Source organism: Vibrio sp. 10N.237.312.B06 (assembly GCF_041464685.1).
GTDB classification, from domain to species: domain Bacteria; phylum Pseudomonadota; class Gammaproteobacteria; order Enterobacterales; family Vibrionaceae; genus Vibrio; species Vibrio tasmaniensis_A.
The window spans coordinates 22,181-37,586 of the sequence record NZ_JBFSPI010000049.1; the positions used below are offsets into that span (position 1 = coordinate 22,181).

General features: G+C 44.1%; 11 protein-coding genes, 1 other RNA gene and 1 pseudogene. 3 read left to right on the forward strand and 10 right to left on the reverse strand.

Annotated elements, in window-relative coordinates; all coding sequences use genetic code 11:
• Positions 1 to 2 precede the first annotated feature (2 nt).
• The 4 genes and pseudogenes from AB6C75_RS14295 to AB6C75_RS14310 all read right to left on the reverse strand — a co-directional run bounded on the left by AB6C75_RS14295 (position 3) and on the right by AB6C75_RS14310 (position 5,255).
• Positions 3 to 1,010 carry an Abi family protein gene (locus tag AB6C75_RS14295; protein ID WP_372108021.1) on the reverse strand — a complete coding sequence of 336 codons (1,008 nt, stop codon included), beginning with the start codon at positions 1,008 to 1,010 and terminating at the stop codon, positions 3 to 5.
• Between the two features lie 309 nt (positions 1,011 to 1,319).
• Positions 1,320 to 3,766: pseudogene (gene hsdR / locus AB6C75_RS14300) on the reverse strand (EcoAI/FtnUII family type I restriction enzme subunit R).
• Between the two features lie 452 nt (positions 3,767 to 4,218).
• Positions 4,219 to 4,315: signal recognition particle sRNA small type (ffs, locus tag AB6C75_RS14305), an RNA gene on the reverse strand.
• A 196-nt stretch (positions 4,316 to 4,511) separates the two neighbouring features.
• Positions 4,512 to 5,255, reverse strand: a complete 744-nt coding sequence (locus AB6C75_RS14310; RefSeq protein WP_009847251.1) for a hypothetical protein — start codon at positions 5,253 to 5,255, stop codon at positions 4,512 to 4,514.
• A gap of 213 nt (positions 5,256 to 5,468) precedes the next feature.
• Between AB6C75_RS14310 and AB6C75_RS14315 the strand changes: the two genes are divergently transcribed.
• A complete protein-coding gene (locus AB6C75_RS14315; RefSeq protein WP_009847252.1) occupies positions 5,469 to 5,771 on the forward strand; it encodes an MGMT family protein in 303 nt (100 codons plus the stop codon).
• A 76-nt stretch (positions 5,772 to 5,847) separates the two neighbouring features.
• Here the strand turns inward: AB6C75_RS14315 and AB6C75_RS14320 are convergent, their stop codons facing one another.
• On the reverse strand, positions 5,848 to 6,288 hold the full coding sequence (locus tag AB6C75_RS14320; protein WP_009847253.1) for a YbaY family lipoprotein: 441 nt from the start codon (positions 6,286 to 6,288) through the stop codon (positions 5,848 to 5,850).
• Positions 6,289 to 6,456: 168 nt separating this feature from the next.
• Here AB6C75_RS14320 and tesB point away from each other — a divergent pair, with 168 nt between their 5' ends.
• Positions 6,457 to 7,317 (forward strand): acyl-CoA thioesterase II, encoded by an 861-nt coding sequence (gene tesB, locus AB6C75_RS14325; RefSeq protein ID WP_012604483.1) that lies wholly within the window; start codon positions 6,457 to 6,459, stop codon positions 7,315 to 7,317.
• A gap of 302 nt (positions 7,318 to 7,619) precedes the next feature.
• Here tesB and AB6C75_RS14330 read toward each other — a convergent pair whose 3' ends face one another.
• Positions 7,620 to 8,285: a hypothetical protein gene (locus AB6C75_RS14330; RefSeq protein ID WP_269336106.1), complete on the reverse strand. Its 666-nt coding sequence runs from the start codon at positions 8,283 to 8,285 to the stop codon at positions 7,620 to 7,622.
• A gap of 88 nt (positions 8,286 to 8,373) precedes the next feature.
• The gene (locus AB6C75_RS14335) at positions 8,374 to 8,829 is read right to left on the reverse strand and encodes an Lrp/AsnC family transcriptional regulator (protein ID WP_009847256.1); all 456 of its coding nucleotides are present in this window, start codon (positions 8,827 to 8,829) and stop codon (positions 8,374 to 8,376) included.
• A 147-nt stretch (positions 8,830 to 8,976) separates the two neighbouring features.
• Here AB6C75_RS14335 and AB6C75_RS14340 point away from each other — a divergent pair, with 147 nt between their 5' ends.
• Complete coding sequence (locus AB6C75_RS14340; RefSeq protein ID WP_135382505.1) at positions 8,977 to 10,044, forward strand: PLP-dependent cysteine synthase family protein; 1,068 nt, start codon at positions 8,977 to 8,979, stop codon at positions 10,042 to 10,044.
• Positions 10,045 to 10,134: 90 nt separating this feature from the next.
• Here the strand turns inward: AB6C75_RS14340 and AB6C75_RS14345 are convergent, their stop codons facing one another.
• The 3 genes from AB6C75_RS14345 to AB6C75_RS14355 form a co-directional block, all read right to left on the reverse strand.
• Positions 10,135 to 10,455: a DUF1244 domain-containing protein gene (locus AB6C75_RS14345; RefSeq protein WP_017103199.1), complete on the reverse strand. Its 321-nt coding sequence runs from the start codon at positions 10,453 to 10,455 to the stop codon at positions 10,135 to 10,137.
• A 141-nt stretch (positions 10,456 to 10,596) separates the two neighbouring features.
• Positions 10,597 to 13,710, reverse strand: coding sequence for a vibriobactin export RND transporter permease subunit VexH (vexH, locus tag AB6C75_RS14350; protein WP_372108022.1), 3,114 nt, complete (start codon positions 13,708 to 13,710; stop codon positions 10,597 to 10,599).
• Positions 13,710 to 14,786: an efflux RND transporter periplasmic adaptor subunit gene (locus tag AB6C75_RS14355; protein WP_372108023.1), complete on the reverse strand. Its 1,077-nt coding sequence runs from the start codon at positions 14,784 to 14,786 to the stop codon at positions 13,710 to 13,712. Before AB6C75_RS14355 ends, vexH begins: the two co-directional genes overlap by 1 nt.
• Positions 14,787 to 15,406 lie beyond the last annotated feature (620 nt).

A 15,406-nucleotide genomic window follows, 5' to 3' on the forward strand; every position in this document is an offset into this window, starting at 1 on the left:
TTTCAATGATGTGCCTTGGGTAAAGAAGGGAGTCCAATTGAAGATTTATGGCAGCCAGGGACTGTAGGTAAGGCGTTAATTAGGGACTCAACTTCTTTCATCCAACATGAACTTGGGCCTATCTGCTCAATTAGAAACCACATGGCACGAATAACCCCATATAAACGAGTCAGTGTATTGTGATTGTCTCGAATATCATCAAATTTTTCATGTGAAGGTAAAGCGAGCACTTTTGACGATTGCTGATTCCAAATTCGAGTATGGTGGGCACATCGATTACGAAGGATGTTCATTTCCATTAGCCATGCTTGTAATACACCCGTTTCTCTTTTATCAGAGATCCCTAAACGAGCACAGATTCTTTGGCGGTATTTATCATTTAACATACCGTAGTACTTTGACATGGTTCCAAAATCCCATGCTTCAATCACAACCCAAAATGGCATTTCTTTATTATTACGCTTGTGCCACACAATACAATCTTCACGGCTTCGTTCTATTAATTTACTGTGTTTACTTTGCCACTCCTCCCACAAACTTGGTTTATGACCACGCTTTTTTAAGAACTTACCATTGATGTATTCAGGGTCTTTCCACGCTAGTGGTTCTGGAATGTCGAGCCCTGTCCCTGCCTGTTTGCGCTTGCCACGGCCAAGCTCATGAGCAATCACACTACGTACAAAAACTTCAATGCGCTCTAATCCATCGAGCATAGCGATACGGAGTTTTTTATCTAACAAATAGAGGCTAAATACATCATCAAAACTCGTCTCGGGTAAAAACTCATTAAGTCGTTTGGGGCGCTTTAGATGAGGACATTCAATCACAGTACCTTGATCATCTCGCTCTATCTGTCTTGCTGGATACCAAAAACCACTCAAACGGTAGTAACCAACTTGAGCTAACTTACGCTTAGCTCGCTCATCATCACCGATAATCATCCCTCGTTGAGATAACGTATCAACAAGTTCTTCATAATGTTTAAATTCTTTAGGTGGGATGAGCTCCATTACTATCCTTAGTTCCTTTGGCTTTAGTTTCTTGGGCTTTAGTCCTTGAGCGTTAATTTCTTAGCTTCCAAAAACGAGAACGCCCAGCCTTGATCTCAAAGTTATCTCTTAAGATAACTTCAAAAACAGGGGACTGGGCACTATTGCGATGGAGTATTATTGATAATCGCGACCTAGTCAACAAAAGTGATGACGGGAAAACAAAATCAAAACACCAATACACTCCATAAAACACCACATATCAGCATAGAGAAAAACTTAGTCGCTACATATTGTGCATTTTGGGTATTTAAATAATTGTGACGTATATTACGCTGATTGGTAAATAGCCATTTCTAAATCGTGTACCGCCTCAAGGTATTGCGGTTTCCCACCAAAGCCATTATTAATGATTTCTTTCATACTTCCGATTTCATTAAAAGGAGCGACTTTAAGTACAGTAATATTTTCGACTTCTGTAACGCCACCGTCAGCATACTTATCAAGAAGGTTGTTCAGTACCTGCTGGGCGGTATCACCATATTTAGTGAAGTAGTTACGCTTCTTCACGTTATCGGCGCGCTCTTTACGAGTTAAAGCAGGTTGATCGTAAACGACATGACAAATCATATCGAATGGGTCCATGTCTTTACCCACTTCGTCTTCTAGTGCTTCCCATAGAATACCTGCTTCGGCTAGCTCATCGATAATGGCTTGCTTGCGGTCAGATTCGTTCCAACGCTTGGTGAACTCATCTAAAGAGGAGAACTGTTTCACCATGGTTTTTCGGGTGTAGTCTTTAAATGACTCGGTTACAAGCTTACCGTCTGAATCATAATATTGGACACGTTCAGCGAGCGCTTTTACTGGAACTCCATTCACATGGAATTTGCGAACTCGATTCTCATCATCCCAATCGTCTGCACCGCCTGTACTTTCAGGGGAGTTTCCAAAATCTTCGCCATAGGTAGCCTCTGGCTCTTGAATTAAATCAGGGTCAATGTCTTCATCACCGAACGGGTTATCAGCATCGACATCATCAACGCCGTCGATGATGTCATCTAAATCGTCTTCATCTTCGAACTGCTCTGGAGTCGTGACCTTCACGCGTTCAGGAGTTCCATCAAAGCGTTCATCAGCAAACAGTTCAGTCGCTTTTTTGAAATCTAAGATGGTGAACCAAAGCTTGCCGTAGCGATCATCAATACGAGTACCACGACCAATGATTTGTTTAAATTTGGTCATCGATTGAATACCTTGATCAAGCACCACTAGCTTACAGGTTTTTGCATCACCCCCTGTGCTCATCAGTTCAGAAGTAGTGGCTATTACTGGGTATTTTTTCTTGGGATTAATAAAGTTATCTAACTGAGCTTTACCAATTTCGTCATCACCCGTAATTTTCATTACGTATTTGTCGTTCTTCTTAACCTGTTCTGGGTTCAGGTTTACTAACGCACGGCGCATGCGATCTGCATGATCGATATCGTACAGAACACGATGGTTTTTGCCATTGGATCGGTGCGTTTCAGATAGTTGGTGATGGTTTGTGCGACAAGCTCTGTACGCTCATCAATAACCATAGTGCGATCAAAATCTTTTTGGTTGTAGATTCGGTCTTCAATCACTTCGCCATTTTTGTCAGTTTGCCCTTTGGTTGGTCGCCAACCTTGAACATCCACATCAATATCGACACGAACGACCTTATAAGGGGCTAAGAAGCCATCCTCAATACCTTCTTTAAGAGAGTAGGTATAAATTGGGTCGCCAAAGTACTCGATGTTAGAAACTTCATCGGTCTCTTTTGGTGTTGCCGTTAAACCAACTTGAGTCGCACTGCTAAAGTATTCAAGAATTTCACGCCAAGCGCTGTCTTCTGAAGCACTTCCACGGTGGCACTCGTCAATGATGATTAAGTCAAAGAAGTTAGGGTCTACTTGCTTGTAGGCTTTTTGTTCTTCTTCTGGCCCAGTAAGCGCTTGATAAAGAGCTAGATGAACCTCAAAAGCAGGATCGACTTTGCGACCTGTAATCTTGGTCATTGCCGTACCAAAAGGCTGAAAGTCATTCGTTTTGGTTTGATCGACAAGAATATTTCTATCTGCTAAGAATAGAATTCGCTTCTTGGCTTTGGCTTTCCAAAGACGCCAAATGATCTGGAATGCTGTGTAGGTTTTACCGGTACCCGTCGCCATGACCAGTAAGGCTCTGTCTTGGCCAGCAGCAACGGCCTCTACTGTTTTATTGATAGCTTGAAGCTGGTAGTAACGCGGTGATTTACCGCTGCCATCATCATAGTAATCTTGGGTGATAATTGGCAGATGTTCTTCTTTATACCCTTTCCAAGCACAATACTTTTCCCACAACTGCTGAGGTGTTGGGAAATCCTCTAAACGAATTTCCGTTTCAAGTTGAGTTGGGTTGGTTTTATCGTGGAAAATAAAACCATCACCATTCGAAGCAAAAATAAATGGCACTTCAAGCAAGTTTGCATAGTCCATGCCTTGCTGCATACCTTTACCAACTTCATGTTTATTGGCTTTTGCTTCAACCACCGCAAGCGGCATACTCGGCTTATGATAAAGTACGATGTCAGCTGATTTTACTTTCTGACGAGCAGCAGCTTGGCCTCGAACAATCACTTTACCATCGCGCAGTTTCACTTCTTGGCGAATCTGAGTCATATCATCCCACCCTGCCTCTTTAATCGCAGGAAGTATGAATTTGGTAATGATGTCGGTTTCAGATAACTTAGCTTTATTAATGCTGCTGACCATTCGGATTACTCGTAGAGAGACTCAATAGCCAATCAGTATATCGTAAAGCCTATATAAATCCGAGTGTGCATTATTCACGATGTGATTAAGTGAATATTGCGATAACTCTTTGTTTAAAATCACCTAAACGTAACTCATCATAACCTTCGAAATCAGGGTAAAAAGCGTTTTGAACCCCATCGGTTTTTGACCAATTGAGTTGAGTTGAGTTGAGTTGAGTTGAGTTGAGGATTATAAAAACGTTGGTCTGATACCGAAACCAACAAGCTTTATCTAACAAAGACGATTGATTGGGTAACTGAAAAAGTCGAAGACAAAGAAGATTCAGAGGAAGAAGCGTCTGCGGTGGTGCTACCTGCGAATTAAGAAAGATGAAACGTTCTTGAACAAGAAAAAGGCAAACTGCAGATAGCAAAAAGCCGCTCATTAAGAGCGGCTTTTTTAATGGGTGGAAGCCCCAGCCACATCCCGGCACACACGTCGCCTGCTGCGGCTGCTCCCTTCCAGGCCTGACCGAGTTCACAAGTTAGTGTTGCGGGAGGACCAGAGCCTCCATAGATTCTTTTTCTAAGAGGCTTGCCTCAAAGAGTGATTGGATTATTAAGCATCGCAGCAACCATTGCAAGCCCTTCCACCCTATTTTTGAACAATTGCGTTCTAAGTGCTTATCCTTTATTCAACCCATTCGCAAATCGCAGGTAAATTCGCCATTTACCTGCTGCTGGAAGGTTTGGTTACATAAGAGCTAAATATCGATGTCTTCATTATCTTCGGTGCGAAGGATGTAGTCTGTCATCCAAGCGGTGCCCAACAAACATAACCACACCACAAAAACGGGACTAGGCACTTCGATACTTGGGGTTATCACCAAAGCCGCAAAACCGACTGTTGGCAATGTCCAACACAACAGCTTATTCCAACGGAAAGTTTTCAAGCGCGTCAGTGTTTCCATCGATGCCATGATACCCGTGACACACAAAGCAACCAAAGCGGCATAAGGTAAATCGGCCATCCATAATGGAAGTATTAAGCCTAATGACCACCAGCTGTGTCGACTGGCTGGTTTAAGATGATTTGCCGCCCACCAAATCACGATGATCGACAAAGTTTGCAGCGTGGTAACCCACGGAACGCCATCAAGCTTTCCTGCGGATTGCGTCACCATGATCCCGACTTGTAGCGTTGCGACGATCAAGCCAGAAATAATCACGACCGACAAACTGCTGCGTTTTGAAAAGACCACCATCAATAGTGGGAATAACACCCATACACTGACAGAGAGCGTGATGGGTTGCAAAGGAAGGGTTAGACCGTAAGTGGTCATGGCAGCAAGCAAAGCTAAACCTGCGATACCGCCCTGCGGTAGAATCCATAATGCAGGAATGACCATTGCAAGTACTGGGATATCTCCCTCACTTAAACTGATTGCTCTCGCGCAAACAACCGCTAATAATGTGGTGATCAAGAACTGAAACGTTGAAAATACCATAGCCCTCTCCTTCTACCGATCCGTGGTACCATACCAATCGTAGTAATTAACTGGTCACCCTAGCTTGTTAAAAGCCTCGATAACCTCGTTAGATTTTTTGATTGTAGAATAACTATTTATCGAAAAATCTGTCTTGTTCTCAAGCTTTTTCCCTGCGCTATTTTTGAACACTTACTTACTGTGATTGGTATTTATGAACTAGGAACATTTAGTATGGACCAATTTTTGCCCCAAATCTTTGCTGTGATTCACCAAATTCCATATGGGAAAGTAACAACTTATGGAGACATCGCACGTTTTTCAGGATTTCCGGGTTATGCGCGCCATGTGGGTAAAGCGCTGGGTAACCTACCAGAAGGAAGCAAACTACCTTGGTATCGGGTGATCAATAGTAAAGGTGAGATCTCTTTGAAAGGGGATTCCTTTGATCGTCAGAAAAAGCATTTGCAAGAAGAAGGGATTGAAGTGAGTGACGCGGGAAAAGTTAAACTCAGAATATATAAATGGCAGCCCTAGAGCTGCCACTAATCGTCTATTCAACTGACTAAATTAAGCTTAATCAAGATGCCTTAACAGTGGCATCGATTTCGAATTAACGGACACCAACCAAACGTAGGTCTGCTTGTTGCGTGTTTTCTACGTCAGTAATCACTGACTTAATGGTGTCAGTAGTGAAACGTAATTTGCCGTCAACGTGAATCGTTGCGCGCATGTTGTAACGGTGGTTAGCTTTAATCTTGTTGTTGTCGTAGCTCAGCTCGAATGCGAACGGTACTTGCTTACCGTCAGTGGTGAACTCTTGAGTCGCGATAACGGTCGATGGTGCGTCAGCCAGTGAGATGTCTTCTAGCGTAACAGTCACTACTGCATTCTCTGGCAATGCAATTCTTTCACGATAGCTTACTGTTCCTGAAATCACTTGAGTGTTCTCTGCAACCACTTCCTGAGAAGCACTGGTTTCTGATGTTGCTTGGCAACCCACAAGTAGGCCAAACGATACTAAAGACGTAATAAGAATTAGAGCCTTTTTCATATTCAATTTCTCTCAACATGTTTGCCGGACTCGGCAAATCTACTCACCAATTATAAGAGAGCTTTCATATTCTGTCTCGAAACCCTATGATTTATTGACAGATATCTGACTAAGCTGAATGATTAACACCATAATCTGACACCTATTTTACCAAGAGGCATGCTGGCGATGAGTCAACCTTTAAATGAATTACTCAATTTACTTCAGCTAGAGAAACTAGAGGAAGGCCTGTTCCGCGGGCAAAGTGAGAACCTAGGTCTGCCACAGGTATACGGCGGTCAAGTATTAGGGCAAGCGCTTTCTGCTGCTCGTTATACGGTTCAAGACGACCGCAGTGTTCACTCGTTCCACAGTTACTTTCTATTTCCCGGCGACCCTGAAAAACCCATTATTTACGATGTTGAGAACCTAAGAGATGGACGCAGTTTTAGTACACGCCGCGTGAAAGCGATTCAAAATGGCCGCCCTATTTTCTATCTTACGGCTTCTTATCATGGTGACGCACCCGGCTTTGAACACCAGAATGAAATGCCAAACATCCCAGGGCCAGAGAACTTTGCATCAGAAACTGAGTTAGCAAGCCACATTGCTGAATTTTTGCCTGAGAAACTGCGTAAGACTTTCTGTGGCGAAAAGCCAATTGAGATGCGCCCGGTAACAATAGTGAACCCGCTTAACCCTAAGAAAGCCGACCCAAAACAATACCTTTGGGTGAGAGCAAATGGCGCGATGCCAGACAACCAATTGATTCACCAATACCTGCTTGCTTACGCATCGGATTGGGGATTCTTGGTAACAGCACTTCACCCTCATGAAGTTTCTATCATGACGCCGAACTTCCAAGTAGCAACGATTGACCACTCTATCTGGTTCCACCGCCCATTCAAAATGGATGAGTGGTTGCTTTATGCGATTGAAAGCCCAACGGCAGCGAACACTCGTGGCCTAGTGCGCGGCGAAATTTTTAATCAGAAAGGTGAGCTCGTAGCGACAGCCGTTCAAGAAGGTGTGATGCGTTTTACTAAATAGCGATCAAGTAATACCAATCGTAGTAAATAACTGGTCATCCTAGCTTGTTAAAAACCTCGATAACTTCGTTAGAATTTTTGATTGTAGAATAACTACTTATCAGAAAATTCTGCCTTGTTCTCAAGCTTTTTTCCTGCGCTATTCCTGAACACTTACTTACTGTGATTGGTATAAATAGCGAATAAACGCTTTTTGCAAGCCCCAAATATTTACGAGAAAACAAAAAGAGAGGCTAGGTTTAATACCTAGCCTCTCTTTTTAATGATGCTAACGACAAGCTGTCACGTAACAGTCCGTAATCTCTATTCAGCCTCTAGCAAGGGTTCGAATTCACCTTGTACTCGAGTTTTAATTCCATCACCAGCGTCTCGCAGTAAATTAAATGGCGATAACACCACGCCTTTCACTGCGCCCTCTGCGGCGCCCTGAGCTAACTCTTTACTTTTATCTGCCAGCAAATTCGCTTGTGCCAAAATACCCGGAACTTCCGCTCGTAGCATTTCAGATTCGGCAACAACGGTGGGGATAGTTTGTTCGCGGTAAGATTTACTTTCAGCGAGCATCGGTGGCATCACATCGACACGGTATCGTTTTAATTCAGTCAATGTGGGCGGGAAGACATCGGTTCTTACCTGCCCGACTTCCGTTCGGACATTTTTAACTTCATCTAATATCGCAGGGATTTTATTATCGACCGATGAAACGGTTTGATTCACTTTTTCGACGGTCTTTCTAACGTCTTCAACGGTATCTAACACCTGAGGAGCAAGCTCATTAACATGTTCAGCAAACGCTAATAGCTCTTCTACTTTTAGCCCTTTGGTAAGACCGGATAAATCTTCGATGACCTGCGGATAAGTATCAACGATTTCACCGACTTTATTGGTAAATGAATAGATGGTGTAACCCAAATAAAAAATGGCAACGGCCAGCACCAATTGGATAGCAGTAGATACTTTTGCAAACATGAATATTCCTTTTCTTTATCGCAGAGGCGAGATCTAAACTGAGAATATATCTAAACTGAAACGATAGTTAACTTTAGCTAGGTGTAGCTTAAAGAGGCAATGCCGTCGTGTACTTCAATGGCTCCATCGCAAACGTCGAGGTCACATTAGAGATACCATCAATGCTATTCACCAAGCGCTTGTAGAAATCATCAAAGCACTTCATGTCTTTCACCTGAACCTTCATCATATAATCATATTCGCCAGCCATGCGATAAAACTCCATCACTTCTGGAAATTCCGATACGGTGTTTACAAAACGACCATACCACTCATGAGAATGATCACTGGTTTTCACCAATACGAACGCTGTAAAAGCAAGTTCGAGCTTTTCAGGATTCAATAACGCCACTTTTTTTTCAATAATGCCGTTTTCTTCGAGGCGTTTAAGCCTTTTCCAACAAGGTGTTGTGGTGAGGTTGACCGCTTCTGAAATGTCGTTCAATGACAATGTGCTGTCTTCTTGTAACAGCCTTAATATTTTTTTATCTACGGCATCTATCACACTTTCACCAAATCGAATTTAAAGAGAATAATTTTCTACAATTTAAGCAAAACAAAGCAAATATGGCAAAGTTTTTCTCTCAAATTCTAGCTAAATTGGAAGCATACCAATTACAAAGAATTCCTACACTCGATCAGGAGAACGCTTATGTGCACTGACCATCAATGGATTAACAACGCGATTCGTAAAATTGAAGCGGACTACCAACGCTCAGCGGATACGCACCTTATCAAGCTCGATCTACCAAGTATCGAAGGCATTGATGTTTACCTTAAAGATGAAAGCACACACCCTACAGGCTCTTTAAAGCACCGCTTAGCGCGTTCTCTGTTCTTATACGCTATCTGTAACGGTTGGGTTGGCCCAGAAACAACGATCATTGAATCTTCATCAGGCAGTACTGCAGTATCTGAAGCGTACTTCGCTCGCCTACTTGGCCTGCCGTTTATTGCGGTAATGCCGAAATGCACAGCGAAGAAGAAGATTGAGCAGATTGAATTCTACGGCGGCCAAGCGCATCTTGTTGACCGCTCAGATGAAATTTACGATGAGTCTCGTCGTTTAGCAGAAGAACTGAATGGTCACTACATGGACCAATTTACCTACGCTGAGCGCGCAACCGACTGGCGTGGTAACAACAACATCGCGAACTCCATTTTCAATCAAATGCAGATGGAAGATCACCCAGTTCCAGCGTGGGTAGTAATGAGCCCAGGTACTGGCGGTACGTCTGCAACTATCGGCCGCTTCATTCGCTACCAACAGCATGAAACTAAGCTTTGTGTTGTCGACCCTGAGAACTCAGTATTCCACGAATACTTCCAAACAGGCAATGTGAACGTGAAAGGCAACACATTCAGCAAAATTGAAGGCATTGGTCGCCCACGAGCAGAGCCAAGCTTCATTCCTGGTGTGGTTGACGAAATGCGCAAAATTCCAGATGCAGCAAGTATCGCAACGACACATTGGTTATCTGACATTCTTGGTCGCAAGGTTGGCGCATCAACCGGTACCAACATGTACGGTGTGCTTCAGTTAGCCAGTGAAATGAAAGCACGTGGCGAAACAGGTTCTATTGTGACTTTGCTATGTGACAGCGGTGAGCGTTACCTAGACACTTACTTCAATGACGAGTGGGTAAATCTGAATATTGGTGACCTACAACCGTACGCGGCGAAGTTAGAAGCTTTCTCGCAAACGGGTGAGTTGGCTTAACCACAGAACAAACACCGACGCAAAAATAAAAAGAGCCCTGATGGGCTCTTTTTTGGTTTGTTCTATTCATCAATTTCTAGCGAGAACAAATTATTCTGGCTTCTGCTTCGCTTCAAATGCCGCTAGTTGTTCAGGCGTCGCTTTTGGTTGATGGTTTTGTTTCCACTCATCGTAAGTCATGCCATATACGCGCTCACGAGCGTCATCGATATCAAAATCTAAACCTTGTTGTTCAGCTTCTGCTTTGTACCACTTACTGAAACAGTTACGGCAAAAGCCCGCCAAGATCATCAGGTCGATGTTTTGGACATCTTTGTTGTTGTCTAGGTGTGCTAACAGGCGACGAAAGGTTGCTGCATCCAGCTTGTCTTGTTCTTCTTGAGAAAGATCTTTGTATTTAAATTCAGCCACTTTAGTGTCCCTTAATAGTTTTCATTTTTTAATGTGTTGAGCAGATATTGTTATACAAAAAAAGCCCGCATTTCGCTAGGAGTAAACGCAGGCTTTTCAATATTGTTACACTATTCCGTGCTCATTAACCGGGCGTGTTTATTAACCGTGAGAGGTTCTTCCCACGTTATCATGGCTGAGTTCTTTATTAAGCTCCGCTTCCACGTGACCCGGAGAGCGTGTTGATCCGGAAATCAGTCGGTACATCGCAGGGATCACGAACAGAGTGACCAGTGTAGCGAAGCCCATACCGAAGAAGATAACTGTACCCACTGCCACTCGGCTTTCATAGCCTGCGCCCGTTGAAGTAATCAATGGGATTGCACCGGCTAATGTGGTGAACGCCGTCATCAATATTGGACGTAGACGTCGAGCTGAAGCATCAATGATCGCCTTTTCAAACTCAATACCACGATCTCGAAGTTGGTTGGCAAATTCGACGATCAAGATACCGTTTTTGGTCACCATACCGATCAACATGATCATACCGATCTGGCTGTAAACGTTGAGCCCTTGACTCATCAACACCAAGCCTAAGAAGCCGCCAAAGATACCCATAGGTACGGTGAACATCACCACCAGAGGATTGATGAAGCTTTCAAATTGCGCCGCGAGTACCAAGTACGCCACCAACATCGCTAACGCAAACACCACTAAGATGCTCGATTGGTTCTCTTTGAAGTCTTTAGACTCGCCTGAGTAGCTTACTGAAATATCACCCGGTAGCTGCTCAATCGCTTGTTCATCAAGGAAATCCAAAGCATCGCCCAGCGTGTAACCTTCCATTAGGTTCGCTTTGATGGTCACCGATTTCTGCTTGTTGTAGTGCGACAAACGAATCGAGGACGCTACTTCTTCAATATGCGTTAGAGTATCGAGTGTCACCAATTCACCAGACTGAGTTCGCATGTAGATTTGGCTTAAGTCATTGGCATTGTTAAAACTGTTTTCATCGCCACGCAGGTAAACGTCGTACTCTTCACCACGTTCAACGAACGTCGTTTCACTCTTACCGCCCAGCATGATTTCTAACGTGTCCGAAATGTCCGAAACACTCACACCTAGCTCGGCTGCACGTTGCTTATCTACGGTTACCAACAGCTCTGGTGTTTTCTCAGAGTAATCGATGTCCGCACCTTCCATCATTGGAGAGTCTTCAGCGGCTTGCTTTAACAGTTCGCCCCATTTCTGAAGCTCAGAGTAATCAGAGCCACCCAGTACAAATTGCACAGGCTCACTCGAACCACCACGGAAGCCTGGCATGAACGGGAACACACGCACATCAGGAATACCCGCTAAAGACTTACGCACCTCACCCAAGGCTTGTTGTGCTGTCTCTTCACGTTCGTCCCAATCTTCCAGGATCATGATAACGAAGCCCGTTTGGTCGCCCGCATTACCACCAAACGCTGGCGATTGAATGCTGAATGACTTCAAGAATCCTTGACCAAGCAGCGGCATTAGGCGCTCTTCAACGATGTCCATGTTGGCAGACATACGGTTGTAACTGGTTGCATCGGCACCACGAACAAACGCAAAGATAACACCACGGTCTTCTTGTGGCGTCAGTTGCGAAGGCACTTGTTGCATCAAACCATAACTACCGCCCATACACGCAATAATGATAATTGGAGCTGCCCAACGCCAGTTTAGAGCACGGCGCAATACCGATTTGTATCCAGCTTCTAACTTACCAAACACACGTTCAACAAATTGATTGAAGCGATTAGGTTTCACGTTCGCTTTTAAAATCTTGCTGCCCAGAACCGGCGTCAAGGTTAATGCTATGACAGATGAGAAGATCACCGACATCGCCAACAGTACCGAGAACTCAGTAAACAGAAGGCCTACCATACCGTCCATAAACGAGATTGGTAGGAACACCATTACCAGTACTAGCGTGGTTGCGATTACCGCAAAGCCTACTTCACGCGTGCCTTTATAAGCCGCAAGCAATGGTGATTCACCACGTTCAATGTGGTGGAAAATATTCTCAACCACCACAATCGCATCATCGACCACCAAACCGATAGACAGGATAAGTGCCATCAAGGTGATGAGATTGATAGAGAAGCCAAAGTAGTACGCCGCAATAAACGACGAGATTAGCGATACAGGAACGGTCACGGCTGGAATTAGCGTTGCACGCGCTTGGCCAATGAAGACGTAAAGCACGAGGATAACCAAACCACCCGTAATAAAGAGTGTGCTGTAAACCTCTGAGATCGAACGGTCGATAAAGACAGTGGAGTCATAGTCGACAGCCAAGCGAGTTCCGTCAGGCAAGAACTTTTGAATCGCTTCGACTTCTTTATGGACTAAGTCAGCCACCTCAAGTGGGTTGGCATCAGACTGAGGCACAATGCCCATACTTACGTTAACAACGCCGTCACTCTTAAAGGTCGAGTTCTCGTTTTCTGCGCCAATGTAAACATCCGCCACATCTTTCAAGTAGATAGGTGTGTTATCAGAGGCACGTTTCACCACTAAGTATTCGAAATCTTTGGCTTCAGTATATGAACGAGCAGTACGAACCGACATCACAATCGCATCGTTACGCACTTCGCCACCCGGGCTTTCAATGTTCTCGTTACGTAGGGCTTGTGTAATATCAGAGGCGGTAACACCACGACCCGCCATTAACGCGGGTTTCAGCTTCACGTACATGACTTTGTACAAACCGCCAGAAATATCCACCGAGCTCACACCAGAGATCAAACTAAAGCGGTCAATCAACACACGTTCGGTGTAGTCGGTTAACTGCGTTCGATCCATCTCAGTTGAGCTTAAATTGATGTAAACCGACGCTTCACCACTACCATTGTTCTTATAAACAATCGGGTCATCGGCTTCATCTGGCAACGAACGCTGAGCACGCGCTACCGCATCACGCACATCACTGACACCGGTATTGAGGTCATAACCAAGTTCAAAGGTGATGGTGATTCGTGACGATCCGTTTCGTGTCGTAGATTCGATTTCATCGATACCACTGATACCGGATAACTGATCTTCAAGGTTGGAGGTGATTTGGCTTTCAATGATGGTGGCAGATGCACCTTCATAACGAGTACTGATCGATACCACCGGGCTTTCAATATCGGGCATTTCACGAACTGCGAGCTTATTGAAAGAGACAATACCAAACACAGCCAAAAGCAGGCTCAATACAACAGCCGCTACTGGTCTCTTCACAGAAACATCAGATAACAACATTAGTTAGCGCCTTCTTGTGCTGCTGTATTTTCATCAAGTTTAGCAGGGCGATTGACGGCAAGCTCTTGAACCAAAACACCGTCACGCATGTTCACGATACCTTGTACTACGATCTTCTGACCAATCTCGATGCCTTTTTCAATCACGACTTCGTTATCAAGACGAGCCCCGAGGAATACTTCGGTACGAGTCGCTTTGTTATCTTCGCCAATAACATAAACGAAACGCTTAGTGCCTGAATACTCAAGCGCTTGAACTGGAATTATTGGGGCTTCTACTGGAGGGAAATCCATATCAGCGGCCACTAACATGCCCGGTTTTAGGTAATCATTGTTGTTATCGAAGTGGATTCGAACTCGAAGGTTCAAAGTTTCGGCGTTAATACGAGAATCAATACCCACCACAGTACCCGTGAACTGAGTATCGCCCCACGCACTGGTGCGAGCCGTTACTGTCATACCTTTAGACAGTTTAGAAAGGTAGCGCTCAGGAATTTGAAGATCTAACTGCATCACAGACAAGTCATCTAACGTCACGAGCTCTGTACCCGATGTCACCATTTTGCCGCGGCTAAAGTCAATAAAACCGACCGTACCAGAAAAAGGCGCGCTGATGTGTAAGTCTTTAAGATTGGCATTTGCGGCAGCTAGGCGAGCATTGGCGATCTCTACGTTCGTTTTCTGAGCGTCAATTTCAGTTTGCGTAATCGCATTACGTTTCACTAGTCGTTGGAATTCCGCTAGCTTACGTTGCTCGTCTTTTAGGTACGCTTGCGCTTCTGCAACTGCTGCTTTTGCTTTGTCGTCATCGAGTTGAACCAACATCTGCCCTTTGGTGACATCTTGATTGGCTTTGATGTTAATAGAGTTCACTCTGCCAGCCACTTCAGAAGTGATCATTACAGATTGCTCGGCTTCCAACTTACCGACCAAAGAAAGAGACTGGCTAACTTGGTGAATGTCAACTTGCTCGGTAACAACAGTGACCGTGCTAGGGCCCATACGTTTAGCTAGTGCGGCTGGAGACGCCATAATGATAGACAAGCTAAGCAGGGTTAAAACAGTTTTATGCTTCATAATAATGGTCTGCAAGTAAGGTTTATACCAAACACAGTAGGTAAGTGGTCAGAAATAGCGTAGAGAAAAGGCTTGAGAACAAGGCAGCTCTTTTCAACAGATAGTTTCGATAAGTAGTTATTCTACAATCAAAAATTCTTAACGCAGTTATCGAGCGTTTTAACCAGCTAGGGTGACCAATTATTTACTACGATTGGTATTATTATCTATAAATGAAATTAACCGTATTCTATCAACTGATGAATGCTGTAACGTCAAGAAGTGTAAATCTAAGTTAAATTCAATTGACGTTTCATGACGAATGACACGAACCAAACGCGATACAGAAAGCTAATTACCTCAAGGTGTTACCTATCAGTACGTAAATCTTAATACAGATGTTCACTTCACGAGCAATATGCGTACTTTTCGCCATCTTTGCCCAAAAAGGCAGCATTTAACACAAAACCATAAGAAAAACCCTTTACAGGTTTAACGTGTTTGCTATGATGCGCTCCGCACTTGAGAGATGCGTTGGGAAAAACATCTCTTTAGCCTATCCATTATGAGTTAGGAAAAAACACCCTGGAGGGGTTCCCGAGTGGCCAAAGGGAGCAGACTGTAAATCTGCCGGCACTGCC